This is a genomic window from Novosphingobium oxfordense, from assembly GCF_044029435.1.
In the GTDB taxonomy this organism is placed as follows: domain Bacteria; phylum Pseudomonadota; class Alphaproteobacteria; order Sphingomonadales; family Sphingomonadaceae; genus Novosphingobium.
In genome coordinates this window covers 103583-126105 of the sequence record NZ_CP147006.1, presented here as the reverse complement: position 1 = coordinate 126105, position 22523 = coordinate 103583, and the positions used below count along the sequence as shown (strand labels likewise).

Genomic DNA, 22523 nt, shown 5'->3' with positions numbered 1-22523 from the left:
ATGTCCGAGAATCATATTTATCGGACATAGGTGGACGGGGTGGATCCCGGACACAATGAGCCGTCGCACGCTTATCCAGCCCCCGGCCGAGTGGCTTGATGGCGCAACTGGTGGCACAGCGGCTCGCCGGCGGAATAAGCGCGGATGCTTTCCAAGGTGGTCTCAGCGATAGCTGTCAGCGCTTCTTCGGTGAGGAAGGCCTGGTGGCCCGTCATCAGGACATTGGGAAATGTCAGCAGGCGCTGGAGGATGTCGTCGTCGATGATCTCACTGGAAAGATCGTCGAAGAAGATGCCCGCCTCCTGCTCATAGACATCGAGCGCAACACCGCCCAGCCGGCGCGCCTTGAGCGCCTCGATCAGCGCGGCACTGTCGATAGGCGCACCGCGACTGGTATTGACCAGAACCAGATCGGGCCGCGCTGTCGCCAGGACGCTGCCATCGATCAGATGGCGGGTCTCGGGCGTGAGCGGGCAGTGCAAGGTGATAATATCCGCTTCGCGAAGCAGGTCCTCGCGCTCGACATAGCGCACGCCGATTGCGACGAGCGCTTCGTCAACGACAGGATCGCTGGCCAGGACCTCACAGCCGAAGCCAGCCCGCAAGGATCGAGCGACAAGCCCGCCAATCTGTCCCGTTCCCACGACGCCGGCGACACGTCCGTGCAGGTTACGGCCGACAAGGCCATCGAGCGCGAAATTGTTCTCACGAACTCGGGACCATGCGCGGTGGATCTTGCGATCGAGCGCCAGCAGGAGACCGATCGTGAATTCGGAAACCGCGTGCGGCGAGTAGCCCGGCATCCGCACTACGGCGAGACCGAGCGTCTCGGCCGCCACGAGATCGACATTGTTATAGCCTGCGCAGCGCAACGCGACGAGACCCACCCCGCCTTCGGCCAACATCTCGAGCACCTGCCGGTTGGCGATATCGTTCACAAAGATGCAGGCGACGTCAAAACCGCGCGCGAGCTGCGCCGACGTGGGCGACAAGGCAACGTCAAGGAAATCGAGATCGAACCCATAGGCCGCGTTCGCCTGGGTCAGGAACTGCCGGTCGTATTTCCGCGTGCCAAAGATCGCGATGCGCATGTCCGCCTCCGAGCGCGGACCTGTCCGCGAGAGCAAAGAGGATGGGCGACCGCACTGCCGGCGGAAAGCCTTTCGCGCGTATCGTTCGAATTTTACGCATTTTGTCGCAAAAGGCGGAACTCCGTTAATCACTTTCTGAAATGGGGACGGTTCAAATTCCTCCAGTTTCGATTGGCGATGTTCCCCTTTCTCTTTTGCCTGCGCGATCAACATGACGCGCCCTTGGTCATCCTCGCGGCTATAGTCTGTCTCCTGACGGCGGCAGCAACCGTTCGCCTGTGTCGCCAGGCGGCCTGGACAGACACGGGTTCGCGCAGCTTGTGGCTGACGATGGCGGGGTTGACTGCCGGTCTTGGGATCTGGGCCACGCACTTCATCGCGATGCTGGGCTACGATCCCGGCATCGTCATGGGCTATCATGTCCAACAGACCGTGGTCTCGCTCTTGGTCGTGCTGGCAGGCGCGACAGCGGGCCTCTTCATTGCGACACGCGCGCCGCACTGGCTCGGCTCGCTTCTTGCCGCTTCGGTTATGGGCGGCGGCGTCACGGCCATGCACTACCTTGGCATGGCGGCGCTCGAAATGCCTGCGCTCATTCGCTGGAAGGCCGATTATGTCGCGGCCTCGGCCGTGTTCGCAATCGTCCCGCTAGTCTTGGCGCTGCCCCTTGCGCTGCGCGGCAGATCGCTCGCCAAAGGCGCAGCGGCCGCTGGTCTGATCACCGCCGCCGTCGTCCTGCTTCACTTTACCGGCATGACCGCGATCACGCTGATCCCGTCGCGTGGCGAATTCTCCCCCCTCAGCATGATGTCTCCCCGCGCCATGTCGCTCTGGATATTTCTCGCGGTCTCCTGCACGATCGCTCTGACCGCGGCGGCGGCGATCACGAGCCGGCGGACGGGCATCAAATTGCGCCGACAGGAACGCGAGAATCAGCTTCGCGTCCAAGGCATGAAGGCCCAACTCGACCTAGCCCTTGAGAATATGCACCAGGGCCTGTGCCTATACGACGGCGACGGTCGGCTTTTGCTCTGGAACCAGCGTTTCCTGGATCTATACGGGCTTGGAAGCGATGCGCTCCAATGCGGAATGACGGTGGGACAAGTGATCCGCACCGGCATTGCCAACCATCTTCCCGTTACCGAGGTCGAGCAGCGCGCAGCAGAAATCGAGCGTAACCTCAACCAGGCCCTGAGCGCTTCAGGAGACGCACCCGCAATCTCGGAATATCCCGGCGTGGTGGTGAGCGTACGTTCGCGCGCGCTTCCCGACGGCGGATGGGTGAGCACCTTTGACGATATTACCCAGCAGCGCCGTTCGGAAGAACGAATCCGGCACCTGGCGCTGCATGATGGCCTGACCGGCCTGCCCAACCGGCGTAGGTTCAACGATGTCGTCGACCGCGATCTGGACGTTACGGCGCGAGCCGGTTCGCGCCTGGGACTGGTCGTTGTCGACCTCGACAATTTCAAGGATATCAACGACAGCCGCGGCCATTCAGCCGGAGACCAAGCATTGAAGATGGTCGCCGCAGCGCTCAAGGACGCGGTTCGCGAGAATGAACATGTCGCCCGGCTGGGTGGCGACGAATTCGCCGCCGCAATTCTGTACCGGGAAGATTATGAGCTTGCCGACTTTGTGACGCGCCTGAGCACCGGGCTGGCGGCGATCAATGCCGGCAATGCGCACGATCTGAGCGTCCATGCGAGCCTTGGCATCGCAACCTATCCGGCTGACAGCCAGGATCGCGAACAGCTGTGCAATCATGCCGATCTGGCCATGTACCGGGCAAAAGGGACGGTAGGCGAGCGGATCTGCTATTACGAAAAAGGCATGGACGAGCAGGCGCGCGAACGCCGGCAACTCGCGGCCGATCTTCGGGGCGCCGCCGCGCGCGGTGAGATGACGATCCTCTACCAGCCGCAGCGTTCGCTCAAGGACGACAGGGTAAACGGCTATGAAGCTCTGCTGCGCTGGACCCACCCAAAGCGCGGCCTGGTCCCCCCTGACATCTTCATTCCCGTTGCTGAAGAAACCGGCGAGATCTTGGCGCTTGGCGAGTGGGTGCTGCGGCAAGCCTGTGAGGAGGCGGCCCGCTGGGGTGACGGACTGACCGTGGCCATCAACCTCTCCGCCGTGCAGTTGAGCCAGGCGAGCCTGCCCGAGAGCGTGGCCCAGACCCTTCTGGAGACCGGACTCGCACCAAGGCGTCTCGAACTGGAGATCACTGAAACCGCGATCATCGCCGACAAGCCGCGCGCCTTGCATATTTTGCGTAGACTCAAGGCGATGGGGATCGCCATTGCCATCGACGATTTCGGCACCGGCTATTCCTCGCTCGATACGCTCAACTCGTTCCCCTTCGACAAGATCAAGATCGACAAATCATTCGTCATCGGGTCCGAAGAGCGGCCGCAGGCCAGAGCAATCATCAGGGCGGTGCTCGCGCTGGGCCACAGCCTTGGCGTCCCTGTGCTCGCCGAAGGGGTTGAGACCAGTGGGCACGTCGATCTGCTGGTGGCTGAGGGATGCGACCAGGTCCAAGGCTATCTCTTCGGACGCCCCGGCCATGCACCAAGCCTTCTTGCGAGGGAGCAGGCCCGACTGGCCGCCGGTTGATCCGCAGGTACGTCGCGCAACGACGCGGTAGCGTCGCGAGCGTCCTGAGAGCGCGATGTCGGAAGCGCGGGCGAACCGTCCCCTTAGCTGCCAAGCTATCGGTCGAGAAAGGACTGCGAGCCGAAGCGGCAGCCCCTTTTGCGAAGCTGCCGTACCTTAGCGCGACCCGATGCTACTCCGAATTTGCATCCTTTTGCCCATATATCACATCATTTCCCACCCTCAAAAGCTAGTTTTGATGTATAAATCATCACAATGATTGACGGGTGCCGTCTTTAGGTCGGGTGGCTGGCATCAACCGATGACATCTCCCTCTTTCATCCTACATCACGCCCAAATCCAACTAGCGACTGGATAAGGCTCTTGAATTCATGGAAGAACAGCTTGCTCAGACATTCCTTCTGATCGCGGCTGCATTTGTGGCAGTTGCCATCCTGGCGAGGCTCCGCCTGTCGCCGGTGTTGGGCTATCTCGCCGCCGGCCTGCTCCTGGGCCCCCATGGCATAGGCGCAGTAACCGACAGCGAAGGCACCCATTTTTTCGGCGAGCTCGGCATCGCTCTCCTCATGTTCGTGATTGGCCTTGAATTTTCCGTGCCTCGGCTGCTGTCCAGCGGGGGCGCCATGATCGGGCTCGGGTTCGGAACCGTGGCAGGCGCAACACTGCTGGCGGGAGCTGCGAGCCATTTCCTCGTAGGATTGCCGCTTCTGCCAGCGGCCCTCCTGGGCGGCGCCATCGCCATGTCATCGACCGCCATCATCCAAAAGCATCTCGTCGACACCGACGCGGTATCGAGCCGCCACGGCGTGGCTGCGACCGGCATAGTCCTGTTTGAGGACCTGGTCGCTTTGATCCTGCTGTCGCTCATTGCTGCCCTTCCAGACGCGGCCAACGAGGTCGAGATGGAAAAGGTACTGCTGCGCATGGGTGTCAGCTTCGTGGCATTGGCGGGCGTGGCGCTTCTCGCACGGCGCACGCTTGGCCGTTTGCTCGGGTGGGTCGCGAGATCCGGCCCGGACGAAACCTTCCTGCTGGGCGTGCTGACGCTTGTTGTGGGCGCGTCGCTTGCAGCGGAAAAGATCGGACTGTCGCTTCCTATCGGCGCCTTCGTAGTCGGGATGATGGTCGGCGAAAGTGACTTCAGGCACCAGCTCGAAGAGGAAATCCGGCCATTTCGCGATCTGCTGCTGGGCGTCTTCTTCGTGACGATCGGCATGTCGGTCGACTGGTCGCAGATCCTGGCCCAGCCGGCTGTCACCTTTCTCGTTCTGGCCGCGATCCTTGTCGTCAAGTTCCTGGTCGTCTTTGGCGTCACCCGTCTCTCAGGCCTCCCGGCAAGCAGCGCGGTCAAGACCGGCTTGCTTCTGGCGCATTCGGGTGAGCTTGGGCTACTCATCGTGGGTCGGTCGCTCGATAGCGCCCTTCTGTCGCCCGCGATCGGCCAGCCCGTCCTGGGCGCGATCGCCGCGAGCATGCTCGTCGGACCGATCCTGGCGCAGTGGAGCGACCGGGCCGGAGATCTCATCCTGCGGAGCCGGGATCCGCTCGGCGCGGAGATCGAAACTGCGGTTCGCACAACATCTCAGGAGCTCAAGGGTCACGTCGTGCTTGCCGGCTGCGGCCCCGTGGGCCGTCTGGTCGCGCTCACACTCGAGGCGAGCGAAATTCCATACCTGGCGATCGAGCGAAACGTGGAGCGCCTTCGCCGCGCCCAACAGGACGGTCATAAAGCGGTTTTCGGCGACGCCAGCCGAGCGGGAATACTCAAGGCAGCCGGCGTCGATCGCGCCGCAGCCATCATCGTGCTTGTCAACAATTGGCATCGGTCGGTGCGCATCATTCGCGAAGCCAAGCGCCTGAACCCCGCGATCCATGTGATCGCCAGCCTCCGCGACGATGCGCATCTGGGTGAGCTGGCGCAGGCGGGCGCGGCACATGTCTTTCCCGAAAACTATGCTGCGGGGCTTGGGCTCGGCGCTCAGGCCCTGATGACGCTCGGCATGTCTGCGGACGATGCGACCGATAGGATCCGGGCTATGCGGGCGCAGCTCAGTCCGGACCTTCAGATCGTGCCGCGGTGAGTTGCCAGCCCGACCAACCACACTCAAACTAAATCATTACGACACCAACATAAAATGTGGAGATAGGCGAGCGGATGACTTACCTTGGATGCAGTGACAAACCAGTGAAGCAGGCTCCAGCCATGGTGCGATCTGAACTCGTGGCCCTCCTGGGCAAGGAAAACCCGGAACTCTCCGCGCAGGAGATTGAAAAGATCGTCGATCTCTTCTTCGAGGCGGTCGTCGACCAGCTAGCCGCTGGCGGGCGTGTCGAGCTGCGCGGGTTCGGTGCCTTTTTGACGCGGCTGCACGAGGCTCGCACCGGGCGAAATCCACGCAGCGGCTTGGCCGTGCCGGTCCCGGCCAAGCGATCGGTGCATTTCAAGCCAGGCAAGGCGATGCGGGAGCGGCTGATCGCCGCGGCGGCTGGCATGACCAAGGCAGCGCCCTCTTCCGCCGCTGCTTTCTCTACCGCGTCGGCCGAAGCGCGCGCTGCCTGAAATCCCTCTGGAGCGCCGGGGCCCTGTGACGCCCTTCGGCGTGAAATCGCTGGCCTGTCAGCCGATTGCGCGATGTTCGGGGTCCGCCAGGCGAAAGCAGGTAGCAAAACGGCCCTGGTCGGCGACGTTGACCCCTGCCTCTTCGAAACAGGCACGCCACCGCGCATGAACCCTATCGGCCATAGCGATAACGATCGCGCGCGCATCCTCCTCCCCCAGGTCGAACTGCGCGACCTGCGAGAGCGCGTTGGCAAGGCTGGCCTGGCGACCCTCGGCCCCCACGCCCAGCACGAGCCGGCGATCCAGGCCCACCTGCGGCTTGGGAACGACGTCATAGAGCGGCGACAGCCGCCACCCCTTCCCGTCCCACAGGAAACCATGATTGCGCAGGTGATCGTCGTCATTGGTGACGAGGATATTGAAGACCATGCGCCTGAACAGTTCCTCGAGATCCCGCCGGACCGCAGTGCCGTGCTGGCGTAGCGTCGCGCCCAGATCGGCATAGGCATAGCGGCTGACCTCGCTTTCATGCGCGCCCAGCATCGTAAGCCCCGATGCGAAGGAGGTGCGCAGCATCCGGTTGCCGTCCAGCCTGCGATCGAAACGTTCGATCAGATAGATGTCGCGGCCGAGCAGTTGCTCGAAGCGAAGCGACGGAACGTCGAGCCCGCATTCAGCGGCGAGCCGCATGGTGGCTAGCTCGACCCGGCACTCGGGAAAGGTGTCGTTGCGTGCTGGAAACTTGGCGATCCAGGATTGGCCCTCGATCGTCGTCGCCGCCTTGGGACGCGCACCGCCCAGCGACGAGCCGGCGGTCAAGAGGGGGCGCAGATTTTCGCTGAGCTGGTCGACCTCCTGCGCTTCTTCGGCGGCGGCGGCCAGTTCTGCCAGGGTGAACTGTTCGCCGGGCGCGTCGGCTTCGCCCCAGGGCGCGAGGCGCCTTGGCGCCTCTAGCGTGGGACCGAACGCCAGTGCGCCGACGCGGTGGTCACCGGACGCGAGCAGGAGATCCGCCTCGCTTGGCGTTCGCTCGCCCATCGCCTTGTACATGAGATACTGACCCCACCCGTCGGGCGCGGCGTCGCGGATCCCATTGAAGACGGCAAAGCCTTCCTCGGTCCGGAATTCCTGGCGCGTGCCGGCCGGCGGCAGCGGCAGGGTCACAGGATCGATCGCGACACGGTCGGGCCGCTCGAGATAGCGATTGCCGTATGCGAAGGTCGCGTAGCTGGCACGCGGCTCGCTGTGGAGGCGCAAAAGGCCCGCAGGGACGGCAACGCCGTCCAGATAGACGAAAACGAAGGTTTCGATGTCGGCCATGGCTTAGAAATCCAGCGGATCGTCGCGCCGCGGCGTGTGGATGCTGTGCGGCAGGCGGCCGATTTCCTCGCTGGTCCCGACCCTGTCGGTTTCAGGGGCGACGAGCGATTCCAGGCGAGCCGTCATACCCAGCACGAAGAGAGCGCTCGCCAGCGCGGCGAGGCCTACGGTCGGATCGCCGGCTTCGAGACGCTGCAGCGTCTGCACCGACACCAGCATACGCTCGGCCATCAGTTTCTGCGGGATGCGTCGCCGCTTGCGTGCGGTGCGCAAGTCTTCGCCCAACTGGCGAATGGCACGCTGGCTTTGTGGCGGCAGACCGCTGGAGGCTCGAGAGGCGCGGGGCATGGAAAGTGCATGACATATCATGTGCAAATGAGCAATTAAAATGATATGTCATGCCGAACAGAACGGTTTTCCTGCCCTGCCGTCCTGCTCAGGCGCGCAACGCGCGCGCAGCCGCATCGGTGATCGTGTAAACCGCTTCGCGCTGCGCACCGCGATTATGATGATCGACGCGAAAGCCCTGATAATGCCTGCGCACAAGGCCGGCTCTTACGAGGTCCGAGACAGCGCGGCTGACATTGCAACGGCCCGAACGGCGGATGCGCACTTTCACCTCCTCCTGGACCACACGGGCCGCCTCCTGCGGATCGTCAGGCAGTGCCTTCTGCGCCTCAAGGCCCGACCGCACCTGGTCGACGATGGCGAGGCGGCGCGCATCGCGCTGCGCAATGGGGACGAGAGAGTCGCAGAGCCAATCGCGCAAAGGAATGCGCTCGCCATCCACCTGGACGTAAGGACCTGCACTGCCGCTGTTCCGCCCCGCCGCCTTGGCGATCAGGTTGAGCACCATGAAGGCATAGCGCGGCCGCCGCGAAACATCGGCGATGCGCTCGATGAGGGCAGGCAAATTCAGGTCGTCGGACGGCGGCTGCCTGACCGGATCGACGGAGGCGAAGAGGTCGGGTTGCTGGAACATAAGATGAATCTATCACGCGCGCGCGCAATGTGAATCCCCAGCGGACAGCACATCCAAGTTTTTCCACCCGTGACATTTTACCGAGCCGGAACCGCCGTGGGTTCCACTCAAGCGGGTTCGGTGATCCGTGCCAGATCAGCCCGATGCCGCCAGACGACACCGGTCGGCTGATAGTCGATGACTCCCTTGCCGCCGAGATCGCTGGCAAGGCTGGCCATCAAGCGGGTGCCGAACCCGCCTCGCTCGGGCGCGCATACGGTTGGTCCGCCTCGCTCCTCCCAGCAGATCGTGAGGAATGACTTTCCCTCTTCCGCATCGATGGTCCAGGTAAGGTCGACCTGCCCGCCCGGCACCGACAGGGCGCCATATTTCACCGCATTGGTGGACAGCTCGTGGAGGGACATGGACAGAGCCAGCGAGGCCCGTGCCGATAGAAGAAGGTCAGGCCCCGCAATCCGGATCGCGCCTGTGCGAGCGCCATGAAGCGCCGTTGTTCCTTCGGCGACAGCGCCGATCGGCGCCACCGTCCAGTCGGTGCGGGTTAGCAACTCGTAAGCGGCGCCCAGGGTCTGGGGGCGCTGCCCGATCGCGGTACTCGCCTCCTCCATCGAGGGCGCGCTGCGGAGCGACTGGTGGACGATGGCATTTACCACGGCGAGCGTATTCTTGACCCGGTGCTGGAGCTCGCCAGTCAGCAGCCGCCGATGCATCTCGGCATCCTTTTCCGCGGTGATGTCCCGCACCGTGCCGACGAACTTCTGTTCGCCGCCCAGACCTACGGCAAGCGCGCCCTTGGCGTGGATCCAGCGCTCACGGCCATCACGAGGATTGACCGTGCGATATTCGACGCTGACCGTGCCTGCGCCCCCAGGGGCCAGCGCCTCGGCGATAAGGGCAGCGACCCGCTCGCGATCCTCGGCATGAACCCGCGCGAGAAACGAGGTTTCATAGTCGAGCGCTTCGTCAGGTTCGTGGCCAAGCAACTCCCGGGTGCGCGCGTCCCATTTGAGCGAACGCAGCGCCGGGGTCGATTCCCAGGCGCCGAGTTCGCCTGCGTCAAGGGCAAGGCGGGTCCGCTCCTCGCTCGCAGCGAGCTGCGCGAGCGTTTCTTGCTGCTGGCTGAGCGACCTGCGCAATTCCAGCTGCGTCATGACCTGGCGCGCCAGCACTTCGAGGGTGAGCCGCTGGAAGGGCGTGATGCCCTCCGGGCGAGGCTGCCGATCAAGAACGCACAGCGTGCCGATGGGCAGACCGTCGGGTGTCTTGAGAAGCGCCCCGGCATAGAAGCGAAGACCACCTTCGGCCGTAACCAGGGGATTGCAATCGACCCGCGGATCGAGCCGTGTGTCGGGGATCACCATCATGTCCTCCTCGAGCAGCGCATGCGCGCAGATCGAGACTTCCAGAGGGAGTTCGCGCGCGCCGATGCTGATTTCGGCTTTGAACCACTGCCGCGCGGTCGCGATAAGGTTGACCACGGCGATCGGCGCCCCAAGCGCCTCGGAGGCCAGACGGGCGATGTCGTCAAAGATCGGCTCGGTTGGCGTATCAAGAATGTCATAGCGGTCCAACGCGGCAACGCGCTCGTCCTCGCTCCAATTTCGGCCGGACGTGCTAGGGACCCTGGAGATGTTCGTTTGTACCATCCCGACTGAGTAGCAGCTTTAGGCGGTAAAGTGCGGCAATTCGCCGCAGCCAGTGCATTTCAGAGAAAGCCATAAAGCTTAATAGCCAACATCCGCGCACAACTCCCGTGCGTTGAGGCTTCTAGGGGATATTGCCTCGCTCGCTCCGCCTCACATCTGATACCATCCGTGACACTTTACCCCGACCTCTGGGTAAAGTGTCACACGCGACATCAGGATTGCAGGAAGACAGCACGCAGGCCCGCAGCCGACTGACCCCGAGACGTGGCCCAGTGAACCGCCTCAGGCCGTCGATCGACCTGGTCTTCGGGATGCCCAAGGTCACGCAGCTTCTTTCTGATGGAATCGCTTGATCCTTGCGACCGAACCGTCACGATGCAGGAACCTTTGTAGCGGTGCGGGGAACGGCATATGGGCAGATGGACAGGCATCGGCGCGCTCGCGGCAGTTGTATGGGCGCCGCCGCTCGTGGCCCAATCGGCAGGCATGACCCGCGAACAGGCGAAAGCCCTCTATGGCGCGGGCGGCTTTCCTGTCGTCACCGACGCCGTCGGGCCGACGAACCGCTGCGGCAAACCGGCAAGGCCGCGCCTTACCTTCGTCGATATGAACGGTGATGGACGCAAGGAAGCCCTCTTTATCGACAGCGGAGATTGCTACCAGCAGGAGAAGCGCTGGTATGCCGTCGCCACCCAGGGCCCGGATGGCCGCTGGCGCCGCATTCTTGAAGGGGAAGGCTCCGTCGCGGCGTCGGGTACAGCAGTCAACGGCTGGTTCGTGCTCAACGCAACGCGCGGCGGCGTGACGACGCGGCTCACTTATGATGGCAATGTCTACGCGGACGCACGTATGGCTTCACAGGCGGCGCGGGCCGCCCCATCGGCGGCTCGAAATGCGACCTCGGGTCCAGCCGCCGCCGCGCCCGCTGGAGACGCCGCGATCTTTCTTGCCGCCGGCTTCCACCTCAAGAAGGGTCGCTGGGAAAGCGGCTGCAACGATGGCGACGAGGACAATGGGCCAGGGTCTTATGGACCCGGCACGATCGAGGAGCGGCGCGACTTGAACGGCGACGGCAGACCCGAGGCCATCATCACCGAAGGCGGCACCTATTGTTATGGCAATACGGGCGCCGCCTTCTGGGTGATGAGCCAGCAGGCCGACGGCCGCTGGAAGCGCATGTATAATTCGGTCGGGATCGCCGATATTCGTCCCACCAAAGGCGCAGACGGTTGGCCCGATATCGGCATCGGCGGCCCCGGCCTTTGCATGCCGGTCGTGCGATGGAACGGCCGGGCCTATGTCGACTTGCGGGTCGAGGGCAAGGGATGTGCCCGTTAAGCCGACACGGGATTGCCGAAGCGATTGGCGCTCCGCGAGCCCGGCTCTATGCAAAGCCATAGCTGGGTGATGATCCCAAAGGCCGCGATGGCCATGGCCAAAGGCGCGTCGATCGCCAGCGGGTCGCCGCGCAGCGTCGCCCAGACCAATCCGACCGTATTGAACCCCGATAATCCAACGTCGTGGAAACGCTTGACCGTAATGGCGATCCCCACCCAGACCGCCAGCGCGCTAATGACGACGACCGCGACATTGATGGTGGCGGCATAGCGTAGCGCGAGCAGCGGGTTGAAAGGCAGGAGATCGAACGCGATCGCCCAACCTGTGGCCACAACCGCCAGGAACGGGGCGCGGCCCACTCGACCTTTCGGAGACAGCAGGATTTCGCCAATGTCCATGCTTTGTCCTTTCTCAGTCGAGCGCCGGTGGATCGGTGAGGTTCACGCGCGTGTGAAGCTTTCCGCCCGGACGCCGATGCAGATCGATCCCGTTTGAGGTGGTGGCGGTGAAGGTCATGGGTTTGACGACGGTCTCGTAGGTGGTCGAAGGTCCGAAGAATCTTCCACGCCCATGCCATTTGTCGCCCTCAATGATCCCCATGCGGTAGGTGCCAGGCGGCACCGGGACCTCCGCATGATCCTCACGACGGACATAGACCGAGATCACATGACGATCGCTCGCACGCTCGAAGAGCTGCACCACGGCGTTGGCATCAGCCGTGCTCACCCGTAGCTTTGAGGTCGCGTCCTTGCGCTCGATGCCTCGAGCCACGGTTACGCTTCCCGTCGCGGGAAACAGCAGGGACGGTCCTGCATCGGAAAGCCAGCCGGAGCGTTTCGCCTCCCGGTAGGCGGGATAAAGAAACGTCACGGCCGACAGCAGCATGATCCACTTCTGCATGGGATGGACGACGACGCGCGGTTCGGGCGTGAGTTGGCCACGCCGCCTGCGCGCGCGCATATAATCGCGATCCGCGAGACCCATAGCCGTCAATTCCAGCCGTCGCGGCGGCCTTCGCCGCCATCGCGCAGCGTGCGCCCATCGAGCGCGGAACGCCGGATTTCGAGCTCGACGCTCTCGCCGTTGCGCCGGGTACGGAAGTCGCTGGGGTCGATATTATTGGCCTTCGCGAAATCCTCGGCCGCCTTTTCGCTGCCGAACTTGCCGGCATCGTCATAATCCCATCCAGACATATCCTCGTCTCGTCTTACAAATCGAGGCCCAGACTGCGTTCGGGCAGCGGGGGCAGCAGATCGGCTTGTTCGGGCTTGAGGCGCGGCGCGCTCAGATCATCAGACTTCGCCCTGGCGGCCACCTGCCCTTCGGCCGGGGGCACCGGCGGAAAGCCATCGAGTCCTTCGGCCGCTTTGGGACCAGGTCCGCCTTCGACAGGTCCCGGATCGAATGGGCCGGATGCCTGCGCCCTTCCCGGACCGTCGATTTCGAGCCGGCCCAGGGTCTCGAGCGCAGAGGTCTTGTTCCCGGGGTTGTGGTCGAGTTGCCGCTCGAGCTTCGCCTTGTCGTCGACCACCATGGTGAGGTCGTCGCGCACGCGGGTGACGCCGACGTTGAAGAGGCGCTGGTTCGACAGGTTGCGCTCATGGCTATCCATGACCGTGATCGCCTTGTCGGTGGTGATCCCCTGCGCCATGTGCATGTTGAGCGCATAGGCCAGGTCCACCCGGCTCAGCATGGGATCGCCAAACGCGAGCACGAGCCGGTCCCTCCCCGCCGTCTCGACCGTCACGCTGTCGCGATCGACGGCGACAACCCGGGCGAGCGAGGCGTTGGTCAGGCCGCGCGGCTTGTCGTTGGCCGTCCAGCGAATGCGGTCACCGGCCCGCAAGTGGAGATCCTTCTTCTCGGTCAGCTGGAGGCGATCGCGTGTCTCGGTCGGCGACAATTTCAGCGGATCGAAACGTATACGGCGGCGGCCTTCGCCCAGCTCGACCTTGCCATTGGCGTGGACAGCCAGGACGTCGCAGCGCCCGGCGCGGAGCCCTATGTCCTGGCCGCCGCCCCGACCGACCTCGAGCGTCATGCCGGCGCGGTAGGTGGCCGCGTAGCGCAGTTCCTCGCGCGTCGTGTTGACCCGCTCATAGACCGTGAGATGGATGCCCTCCCCTTCCAGCGATCCTTCGGCGGCAAGACCCGCCTGGATCCTCTCGTTGATCGCCGCACGTGCCTCGCGTCCCGAGGCAAAGACCGCGGTCGCCTGGCGCTCCGCGGGATCGAGCGCCAGCCAGAGATCGGCGGCATGTTCTGCGGGCTGGGAGGCTTCGATGACCTTGTCGCCCAGCACCCGCATCGCCTCGCTTGCCTTGCCGATATTGGCAAGCGCGGCGACGGTGCGCAGGACGTCGGTCCGCTGGCGGATATTCTCGTCCATGCGCGCCAGCGTGCCGCCCGCCGCCTGGATCATGGCGAAGGATTTGCCCGCATCGATCGAGGAGAGCTGCTGCCGGTCACCAACCAGCACGAGCTTGTCGACGCCAAGCGTCTCGACGATGGCGTGCAGCTTGAGCATATCGTTCGACGACACCATCGAGGTCTCGTCGACGACCAGCATCGATCCGGCATGTGCCGCCCGCGCCGCATCATAGCCCGGGCCCTGCGGTTCGGCGACATACCGTTCATGGGCAAGCACGAAAGAGGCGATGGTTTGCGCAGGGACGCCTGCGCCTTCGGCCAGGTCGGCGACCATCTTGTTCTGGAAGGCAAGGCCGGTGATGGCGCGTCCTTCCGCCTCCGCCACGCGGGCGACGGCCTGAAGCATCGTCGACTTGCCGGCGCCGGCGATGCCCTGGATCGAGACCGTGCGGTCGGCCGAGCCGAGGATCAAGGTAGCGGCGGCGAGCTGGCCTGTATTGAGGGGCTGCGTCGCTGCGGCCTGCAGGCGGCCCGGCGCCTCGGACGCGTCGATGATTGGGTTCGCCTGTCCGCGGCCCGCCTCTACCTGGGTCAGGATCTGGGTTTCCGTGGCTAGTGCCTGCCGGGTGGTGACGAAGTCAGCTGCGCGCTCCTGTCCCCTGAGCAGCGTGCCGCGCGCGACGAGTTGCTGGATCCGCTGTTCGATCCGATCGATCGTCACGTCCTTGAGGCCAAGGTCGAGCGCGGTCTTGGCAAGGCGATGGATGGGAAAGGCCGCCTCGCGTTCGCTATGAATACGGACTGCCGAGGCGACCGCGAGCTGGGCCCGCGCGATGGCGGGCGACTGGGTGACGCGGGCAAGGCCGCGATCGACCAAAGGATCCGCGGGCCGGACAAGGTCGCCGAGCTTTTCGCGCCCGGCGGCGATCGCCTCGGTCACCGCCTTGTAGCCGCGTTCGAGCGGTCCGAGCGCCCCATGGCGATCGGACCGCGCCAGGGCGCCCTCGACGAGGGCCTTTCCGTCGAATCCGAGCGACGCCGCCTTGTCGATCCATTCCTGCTTGAGGGCGTCGCGATCCTTGACATTGAGCTTGGGATCGCGGGTATTGGTGGTGATCTGGTCGCGGCCCTTGTGCGAGACGATGCCAAGCGCCGCCGCCTTTTCGAGGATCGCTTCGCGGCGCTGGCTGTAGGCATCAATCACCTTGCGCGGTACGCCGGCGATCTCGAAGGTGCCGTGCTTGCCGAGCGCCTCGATCCTGAAACCGAGCTGCTCGATGCCTTCGCGCAGATAGGCGTGGTAGATCGAGCCGATGACGGTGTTGTGGCTCCAGATCTTGTCCGCGTGGAGCGCTTGCCATTTGCCGTCGGGCAGACGGGTCAGGTTGGCGATCACTGCATGGATATGCCCCTGGGGATCGAGGGCACGGCTCGTGTCGTGCTGGAAGAGGGCATAGACGAGGTTGCCGGTCGCGACAGGGACGGTTCGCCCGCCGATATCCTTGCGACCTTCGGCGAGGTTTTTCTCGACCCAGGCCATCGTCTTCTGGACCGCCGCCATGTTGGCGGCGAGAATGCGCTTGTCGCCCGCCACATAGGCCAGGATCGAGGCTGACTTGGGCATGGAGAAGGTGAGGTCGAGGCCGGCCCGGCGGTTCTCTACTTGAGCCACCCCTTCTCCCGAAGGCAGGATGCCGTTGAGCATGCCCTCGAACGCATCCTTACCCACTTCTCCCGACAGCCCGAGCGCCCCCGCGCCCTCCCCGCCCCAGGCGCTGATCTCGGAGGATCCTTCGACGGTGTAATAGTCGTCCTTCGCGAAATAATTCGCGGCGCCTGAAGCCGAGCGGACCGAGGCGACCGACAGCATGTCAGATCCCCATGTCCATGCCGTCGTCCTCGCGCCCGAACGCCTGCCTTAGCTCGACCAGCGTCTGATCCTCGACCTGGGGCACTGGCGCAGGTTGACCCCGCCCGTCGCGATCGCGCGGCACGGTCTGAGGATCCCCGGTCGCAGCGCGCGCCGCCTGTGCCCTGTCCGCGGCGTGCGTGGGGGTTGCTGGCCGCTCGTCGCTCTCGGCCGCACGCTGCGCCCGGCGGGCCGCTTCATCATGCTCATCCTCGACCTCGGCCGACAGGATATTGGCGGCAAGTTCCTTGGCCAGATTGACGGGATCGGCAACCTCCCCGATCACCTGCGCGGCGCCATCGCGCCCGCCCGCTTCGCCCCCATCGCTCCCCTCGAACGCCTCCTCTCCGCGCCTTGATCGCACCGGCTGGAGATTGGGACGGGCGATGAAGCCCTGGGCGACCTGGGGGTAGTCTTTCCACTGGAGCTGGATGCGCGCCGCGGGGAAGCCATCAGGGAATTTCACGAAACCATGCATCGAGGGCAGGTTGGTGATGTCGTCCGCGATGACGAGCGGCTCGACCTGCTTGCGCGGCGTCAGCGTCGAGGCGTCGCGCGTGTTGTTGTAGCCGTAGCTATAGGCTTCATCCATCTGCCGTACTTCGCGGTTGCCGATGTAGCGCGCGCATTGCTCGGCGGTGTCGAGATCGGCGGTTGCGAGCATCAGCTTGGAGCGCGCGAGCGAGGCGAGATTGCGGGCACCCTGCTCGCCATAGACCTCGATCAGTTTTTCGAAGCTGTGGATCCCCAGGATCATCGCGCCGCCGAACGCGCGGGCGGTCTGGAGACCATTCTCGATCGCGGGCAGACGATGGAGTGCGCCGAGTTCGTCGAACATGAACCAGGTGCGCAGATCGCGGGTGCGCGGCATGGTCATGAGACGGTTGATGGCGATGTCCATCCACAGCGTCAGCAGCGCCCGGTTCATCGCCAGATCGACATAGTTGGAGGTGATGAACAGGATCGCGCCGGGCTTCTTCTCGGTCGTGGTCCAGTCGCGGATCGAGAAGCGTGGCCCCTCGTCGGGAAGGAAGCGCAGCACCTGCGCATTGGTATTGAAGACCGCGCGGATCGATTCCGCCATGCGTGCGGCTTCCGGCGCGGTGAGCGGGTCCGCGATCGTGTTGGCAAGGAAACGGTGAACCCGCTTCAGGTCGGCCGTCATCAGGTTCTCGGAGAGCGCGAGATTGGTCGTCGCGCCGCGCTCCTGGAGCCGGATGCACATCTCGATGAAGAGGGTGCGCGCCGCGAGCGCCCAGAAGGGTTCGGCAGAGCCGCCGTCCGAGGGAATGAGCGCCGCCGCTGCGGCAGTGAATTCGCTATGCGTGGTGCAGTCGTTGAAGATCGACCAGGCCGGGCAGCGCGCGTCCATCGGGTTGAGGATCGTATCGCGCGCGGAATCGTAGAAGGCTTCGACATAGGCGCCGGTGAGATCGAAGATGACGGCCGTGTCCTCGCGGGCTCGCACCTGCGAAACCAGGCTCCTGAGTTCGGTCGTCTTGCCCGATCCGGTCGTACCGATGAGCATGGTATGCGACTGCTCGGTGCGATGCGGATAAGGGATGCCCGCAAGCGTATAGGGGTGATGGATGCCCGCCGCCTTGCGTGCACGAAACGGCATGTCGAGAATCTTGGCCGGGGCGAGGCCGGGCAGGCGATCCTGCGCCTCCTCTTCGAACTTCGCGTAATTGTGCTGGCTGATCTCGTTGAGAAGCACGTGGCGGGCGACCAGCATGGCTCCGCGCTCGTGGCGTTCCTGAAGGATCGTCTTGCCCCGCCGGCGCGAAAGATCGACGAACCAGAGTGCGACCGGGATGGTGATGAAGATGGATACGAAGAAGGCCGCCAGAAGGCCTTTCATCGCGATCTTCCAGGCCTGGATGACCTCGGCGATATAAGGCACCGCGGGCATCACCGTACGCATGACCTCGCCGCTCGGCAGGGTGACGTTGACGCGCTTGTTGGGGTTGAGGTCGACCCAGTTCCAGAGCGCGGCATAAATCTTCATGCAGATGAGCTGGAAGCCGTGCTCGTCGAGCTTGATCGACATGATCACGAACCAGGCGGCCGCGAAGAGGAAGAACCACATCAGGATGGGCAGTTTCGCACCCGAGAACCACATCAGAAGTTCGTGGGTGAGAAGCTGCGAGCCGCGGGTAAAATTGCCCGAATTGCGCTGCACCCGTCCGCGCGCGCTGTGATGGGTCAAGGGGATGGCCCGGCCGTCTGTGCGGATATCGTTTTTACGCGCCATGATACTGCTCCAGGCGCTTGTCGGTTTCCGCGACGATGCGGTCGCGGAATTCGGGAAATTGCTCACGGATGATGATGTCGAGGGCGAGCTGCTGGAACTCGCCGATGCGCGCGAGACGAAGCTGGCTGGCAGTCAGGACCGAAGCCCCGCCAAGATAGGCATCGATGGCGCTGCGGATGACGTCGGACGGCCGACAGTGACGCGCATCGGCGACCGCGACGAGACGGTCGAACCGGTCTCGCGCCATGCGCAGCGAGACGATCTTTGAACTGTGGGACAAGCCAGCCTCCTAGCAGAGAGGCTGGTGGAGCTTGAGAGCGCGATGACGCTTATAGAGGAGAGTGCACCCCTTCGCAAGAATAGGCGCAGGCGGGAAGGCCGCTGTAAACAGCGATGACAGCTAAGATATTGAATTAGAGCCCATTATTACTTCGGCCGCGCGCGTCATACAGTGTAAACATCCGCCCCTCTGCCGTAACCCGTTGGATTTCGGGCTTATTTCCTGCAGCTTGCTGCGTAGGGTGTGCTAAAATCCTGAGAGCTCGCCCCGTTGCCCTGGGACGTTCGGGTCGTCGTCTATGAGGGGATGGAACCGGCCTCCGGCGGGTACTGCTCCGCCCTTTGTGGCGGAACTAGCTTGGGTCAGGCCGGCAGGTGCGGCGCTTTGAGGCGCCAGTGCGGCATAAAGCGGCGCGGTGGTACGAGCGGTGACACGTCGTCGATCCCGATCGGCCCTTTGGGCGTCCGCCTCAAATCCGCAGGCGAGGTTCTTTTGCTCCGACGCAAGAGGAACCCGCAGGCCCGCCTGCGTGAGGTCTCCGTCGCTTTGGCAGCGGGGGCGAAACGCCCCCGCCCCAGGCGAGGATCGTCACCCGAATGGGCGGAGACGAGGCGTTCGCATCGGCTCCGTGAGCTTGGCCGGGGACAGGCCCCGCAGGGGTCGGCGGCGGCCTAGTGAATAGAGCCGTCATCGGGCTCGTCCCGATGCGCCCAGCAACCCCTTTCCTGTCTTCCGCCGGGCCTCTCCATCGCTTATAGGAGAGGCGCGTTCACAGCCCGATCAGCTTGAACGAAAGGCCTTCCTATGGCGAAATCCCTGGACGATGAACGCGCGGCCATTGCCGCAGACGAAGAGCGGCTGGCCGATCGCCGCAAGCGGCTCGCGGAACGCGAGCGCGATGCGGCGCTGGCGGCCCTCGACAAGGCGGGGCTGTTCAAGCTCCCGCTCGATAGGATCGAGGCCTTCGCCGCGCAGGTGAAGAAGCTCGGTTTCGAGGAAGTCACCAAGCGCCTCGCCGCCTGAAACGACCCTGCCGCGCCGACCGGCGCGGTACGGACGCGGGGGGCTCGATGCCCCCCGCGTCCGTCTGTCCCGAGCAGCAAAAAAGGAGAGGCCTTGCGGCCCCTCCCCTCGGTTTCAATATTCGTCCGATAGACCGCCCGGCACTGTGTGCACCACCCGGTCGACGAGCGTCATCGGCAGCGCGTCATAGTCGCCTTCGTCGATGCTGATGTAGCGGCCCTCGCTCTCCTGGATGACATGCTGGTCGAAGAAGCTGTGGAGCGCGCGGCGCTGTGCGCAGGCGACGGCGGCGAAGAAGGCGGCGTTGTCGGCGGCGGCGCTGGTCATCTGGGTCTGCATCGTCTTTCTCCTCTTGTCTTGAAGGACAGGGGAGTGGCCGTCGGCCGTCCGGGATCGGGTCAAGGACCGCCGGCATCGCCGGCGGCCGCGAAGCGGGCGACGGGGGTACCGATTTTGTCCTGGTTGCCGTGGAGCGAAGCGGAGCGGTGGCCAGGGCAAAATTGGGGGGACCGTCGATCCTTGAGGCGGTCCCGGACGGCTGACATCATGGGAGGTCTGTGAGAGATATTTTCCTCTCGTGGGGGCGCCCCGGCCGAGGCGAGCGGCCCGCGGACCGAAGGGTCCGCTTGGGGGTCGCGAGCGAGCCGGGCGAAACAGCGCGGAAATGGCCGGTGAAGCGGGAATCCGCAGCAACGGGCGGCGGTTCAGAGCGGGTTCATGGGCATCCCGCCAAGAAAAAGGCGACCCCTGATGATGCAGGGATCGCCTCAAGTTTGGGTTGCTCGCAACAAAAGCCGCGAGTCCCTCGGGTCGCACCGTGTTTGTAGCATCAAATGATGCAAGAATAGTTGGCGAATTGCGTCGGCTTTGGCAGCTATTTGCCTAAAGCATCAGGCGGGCGGGATCGCGACTTGCCGCCGCCGCGTCGAAGCCCCGCTGCCAGGCTTGATCTCTCGCGCTGCCCCGCCGGTAGCCGCTCCCGCCATGACCCATGACGAAGGCGCGCCAGCCGGCCTTTTCCGCTTCCCACAAGACTTCGACCGGCGCGGGACCGAGCAGCGTCAGAAGATCGAGCCGCGGCGCGCGTTCGGGTCCAAAAGGACGTGCCCGGCGTGTCATCGCGCCCCGCCCTGCTCTGCCGATTCCAGCGCGCTCATACCGGCGCCGTCGACCGCGCCCTGCCCGCCGATTTCGAGCACAATGTCGCCGCTCATCGGCAGGCGGCGGGTGCGGATCTGGGCCCGCGTGAACTGCGCTTCGTCGAGGACCGCGATCACATCGGCGTCATAGTCGAAGAGCTTGGCGAGGGCGGCCACAGCCAGCGTGTCGACGCGGGCGCTCAGCGCATAGTCCAGCGCGTGCTCGTCGCCCTCCTTTTGCCGCAGGAGGTCGAGACCCTGCCGGAGCGCTTCGGCCTCAAGATAGGTACGCAGGCGGGCATAGTGTCGCGCGGTGATGCGGGCCACGAGCGGGCGATATTGGACGGTGGACGCGGCGGCAGCTTTGCGAAACGGGATCGACATGGGAGCTCTCCTTGTCTGTTGGCTCGCGCCTTTCCACCCCTCTTTTCTTTGGGCTTTGCGGGCCGGTCCCCAGAGCCCGCCGATAGAGGTTTCAGGGCCGCCATCGGCGCGGCGCGACGGGGTTCGATGCCCCGGCGCGCCGCCCTGCCAGACGAAAAGAAGGAGGAGAGGCCCCGGCCTGAGCCGGAGCCTCTCCGATGGGCTCATGCCCGCTTGGCCGTCCGCTGGTGGGCGAGATTGACGACGTGGAGCGGAACCCCGGCCTGGCGCAGCTTCTGGGCGAGGTTCATCTGGATGCCGGAGCCCTCGCAGATGACCGCTTCGACGGGCTTGAGGTTCACCAGCCGGTCGTTGCGGACGAAGGCGGCGCGGTTGCCCTGGCTGCGGTCCAGGCGGAACTGGATGACCTTGACGCCGCGAGCGGCGGCCCAGGCGTGGGCGATGGCATCGCAGCCCTTGGCCTGCGCGGTCGTGGCCAGGATCATCTCGGGGATGCGCGTCTTGATGCGGTCGAGACCCTTGTAGAGCAGGTCATGATCTTCCCACACCTGGCCGCCCGAGAAGATGACCACCGGACCATCGGGCGCGAACTGTTCGCGGCGCGTCCGGGCGCGTCCTGCCAGATAGTCGCGCGCGTCGATCATCGAGGCGCTGAGCGCGGAGGATACCCGGCTGCCCTTGACGGGCGAGAAGGGCTTGCCGGTTTCGACCCGGTAGACTTCGGCGGCATGGTCGCGCATGCATTCCATCGCTTCGCGGCATCCCTGCAGCGTCTGGCAGAGCAGCTGCGTGTCCTCGAGTTCCGTCGCGTAGATTTCCGAGGGGTCGTAGTGGCGCGCGAGCTCCCCGAGCGCCTTGGCGGCGTCATCCTCGCGGCCCTCGATGCGCTTGGCCACGACATGGAAGCTGTTGGCAAAGCCCCAGGCGAGATCGGCGGCATAGGCCTCCATCCTGGTGTCGCGCAGGACGTCGAACATCGTCTGCATCATCATGTCGACCGCAGCGCGGACCTGCTCCGGGTCGGGCATGTCGAGCGCTTCGGGCGCCTCGACGATGGAGAGCTTGGCCATCTCGCTATGCTCGATGAAGGCGGCTCCATAATTGCGGCTGGCGTCATCATTGTCGCGGCTTGCGGCGATGAAGCTGGCGAGATCGGCGAAGTTGGTGAAGTTGGTCATGAGTGCCTCCGTGTGAGTGTCTCATCCGTTCGATGAGGCCCTCCTCCGGGCGTGCGGCGGTCCAGCTGGTCAGGGACGGCGGCCGGTCTCCGGTCGACGCCGCTTTGCGGGGAGTGGGGGAACCGATTTTGTCGGGGTCGGCGCGGCACGCGGCGGCGCCGTCAAAATTGGGGGGACCGCTCATCCTTGACGAGCGCCGATCCCCGCACGCCACACTTGGACGACTAGAGAGAGATAAATAGAAAACGGGGGGATCCGGTTGGCACCCCGCAAGGTGATCGTCACCCGGCAGGGCGGAGACGCGGCGCAGGCGCGGCTCCGGGAGCGCCAGCGACTAGAGCGCCGGTCCCGGCCGACGGCCGGGATGCGCCGCCCCATTCCTTTTTACCGCGCCCCGCCGCGTCGGCGACGGGATATCCAACCCGGCTCG

General features: G+C 64.6%; 19 protein-coding genes and 1 pseudogene. 5 read left to right on the top strand and 15 right to left on the bottom strand.

The features are described from left to right. Window positions 1-71 precede the first annotated feature (71 nt). Window positions 72-1091 carry a 2-hydroxyacid dehydrogenase gene (locus WBP07_RS19430; RefSeq protein WP_066702607.1) on the bottom strand — a complete coding sequence of 340 codons (1020 nt, stop codon included), beginning with the start codon at window positions 1089-1091 and terminating at the stop codon, window positions 72-74. 177 nt (window positions 1092-1268) lie between these two features. On the opposite strand from WBP07_RS19430, the gene WBP07_RS19425 reads away from it, so the two are divergent. The 3 genes and pseudogenes from WBP07_RS19425 to WBP07_RS19415 form a co-directional block, all read left to right on the top strand. After that, window positions 1269-3710 (top strand): EAL domain-containing protein, encoded by a 2442-nt coding sequence (locus tag WBP07_RS19425; RefSeq protein WP_169863556.1) that lies wholly within the window; start codon window positions 1269-1271, stop codon window positions 3708-3710. Window positions 3711-4081: 371 nt separating this feature from the next. After that, a complete protein-coding gene (locus WBP07_RS19420; protein ID WP_066702614.1) occupies window positions 4082-5791 on the top strand; it encodes a cation:proton antiporter in 1710 nt (569 codons plus the stop codon). A gap of 122 nt (window positions 5792-5913) precedes the next feature. Next, window positions 5914-6183 (top strand): annotated as a pseudogene (locus WBP07_RS19415) (HU family DNA-binding protein); the annotation flags it as partial. 144 nt (window positions 6184-6327) lie between these two features. Here WBP07_RS19415 and WBP07_RS19410 read toward each other — a convergent pair. The 4 genes from WBP07_RS19410 to WBP07_RS19395 all read right to left on the bottom strand — a co-directional run bounded on the left by WBP07_RS19410 (window position 6328) and on the right by WBP07_RS19395 (window position 10143). After that, window positions 6328-7590, bottom strand: a complete 1263-nt coding sequence (locus tag WBP07_RS19410; RefSeq protein ID WP_011950483.1) for a type II toxin-antitoxin system HipA family toxin — start codon at window positions 7588-7590, stop codon at window positions 6328-6330. Window positions 7591-7593: 3 nt separating this feature from the next. Further along, the gene (locus tag WBP07_RS19405) at window positions 7594-7959 is read right to left on the bottom strand and encodes a helix-turn-helix domain-containing protein (protein ID WP_011950484.1); all 366 of its coding nucleotides are present in this window, start codon (window positions 7957-7959) and stop codon (window positions 7594-7596) included. 67 nt (window positions 7960-8026) lie between these two features. Beyond that, window positions 8027-8572, bottom strand: a complete 546-nt coding sequence (locus WBP07_RS19400) for a hypothetical protein (RefSeq protein ID WP_008829885.1) — start codon at window positions 8570-8572, stop codon at window positions 8027-8029. 107 nt (window positions 8573-8679) lie between these two features. Continuing rightward, window positions 8680-10143, bottom strand: a complete 1464-nt coding sequence (locus tag WBP07_RS19395) for a sensor histidine kinase (RefSeq protein WP_395395837.1) — start codon at window positions 10141-10143, stop codon at window positions 8680-8682. A 486-nt stretch (window positions 10144-10629) separates the two neighbouring features. Here WBP07_RS19395 and WBP07_RS19390 point away from each other — a divergent pair, with 486 nt between their 5' ends. Beyond that, window positions 10630-11556: a hypothetical protein gene (locus WBP07_RS19390; protein ID WP_011950486.1), complete on the top strand. Its 927-nt coding sequence runs from the start codon at window positions 10630-10632 to the stop codon at window positions 11554-11556. Here WBP07_RS19390 and WBP07_RS19385 read toward each other — a convergent pair. From WBP07_RS19385 to WBP07_RS19360, 6 genes are read right to left on the bottom strand one after another with little or no spacing between them, the layout of a single operon-like run. Next, window positions 11553-11954, bottom strand: a complete 402-nt coding sequence (locus tag WBP07_RS19385) for a DUF805 domain-containing protein (RefSeq protein WP_011950487.1) — start codon at window positions 11952-11954, stop codon at window positions 11553-11555. The two genes, WBP07_RS19390 and WBP07_RS19385, sit on opposite strands and share 4 nt — an antisense overlap. Window positions 11955-11967: 13 nt before the next feature. Further along, entirely contained in the window at window positions 11968-12540 is a 573-nt protein-coding gene (locus WBP07_RS19380; protein ID WP_011950488.1) for a hypothetical protein, read from the bottom strand. Window positions 12541-12545: 5 nt separating this feature from the next. Then, window positions 12546-12749, bottom strand: coding sequence for a hypothetical protein (locus tag WBP07_RS19375; RefSeq protein WP_041380143.1), 204 nt, complete (start codon window positions 12747-12749; stop codon window positions 12546-12548). A 14-nt stretch (window positions 12750-12763) separates the two neighbouring features. Next, on the bottom strand, window positions 12764-15796 hold the full coding sequence (mobF, locus tag WBP07_RS19370) for a MobF family relaxase (protein ID WP_395395922.1): 3033 nt from the start codon (window positions 15794-15796) through the stop codon (window positions 12764-12766). A gap of 1 nt (window position 15797) precedes the next feature. After that, complete coding sequence (locus WBP07_RS19365; protein ID WP_395395921.1) at window positions 15798-18089, bottom strand: type IV secretion system DNA-binding domain-containing protein; 2292 nt, start codon at window positions 18087-18089, stop codon at window positions 15798-15800. Continuing rightward, entirely contained in the window at window positions 18079-18369 is a 291-nt protein-coding gene (locus tag WBP07_RS19360; RefSeq protein WP_008829877.1) for a hypothetical protein, read from the bottom strand. Before WBP07_RS19360 ends, WBP07_RS19365 begins: the two co-directional genes overlap by 11 nt. An 804-nt stretch (window positions 18370-19173) precedes the next feature. Between WBP07_RS19360 and WBP07_RS19355 the strand changes: the two genes are divergently transcribed. Then, the gene (locus tag WBP07_RS19355; protein ID WP_008829876.1) at window positions 19174-19392 is read left to right on the top strand and encodes a hypothetical protein; all 219 of its coding nucleotides are present in this window, start codon (window positions 19174-19176) and stop codon (window positions 19390-19392) included. A gap of 114 nt (window positions 19393-19506) precedes the next feature. Here WBP07_RS19355 and WBP07_RS19350 read toward each other — a convergent pair whose 3' ends face one another. The 4 genes from WBP07_RS19350 to WBP07_RS19335 form a co-directional block, all read right to left on the bottom strand. Then, the gene (locus tag WBP07_RS19350) at window positions 19507-19731 is read right to left on the bottom strand and encodes a hypothetical protein (protein WP_011950492.1); all 225 of its coding nucleotides are present in this window, start codon (window positions 19729-19731) and stop codon (window positions 19507-19509) included. Between the two features lie 543 nt (window positions 19732-20274). Further along, window positions 20275-20511 (bottom strand): hypothetical protein, encoded by a 237-nt coding sequence (locus WBP07_RS19345; RefSeq protein WP_048938241.1) that lies wholly within the window; start codon window positions 20509-20511, stop codon window positions 20275-20277. Continuing rightward, window positions 20508-20915 carry a hypothetical protein gene (locus WBP07_RS19340; protein WP_395395920.1) on the bottom strand — a complete coding sequence of 136 codons (408 nt, stop codon included), beginning with the start codon at window positions 20913-20915 and terminating at the stop codon, window positions 20508-20510. Before WBP07_RS19340 ends, WBP07_RS19345 begins: the two co-directional genes overlap by 4 nt. A gap of 203 nt (window positions 20916-21118) precedes the next feature. Beyond that, window positions 21119-22093, bottom strand: coding sequence for a DUF2493 domain-containing protein (locus tag WBP07_RS19335; RefSeq protein ID WP_008829872.1), 975 nt, complete (start codon window positions 22091-22093; stop codon window positions 21119-21121). Between the last annotated feature and the right edge of the window lie 430 nt (window positions 22094-22523).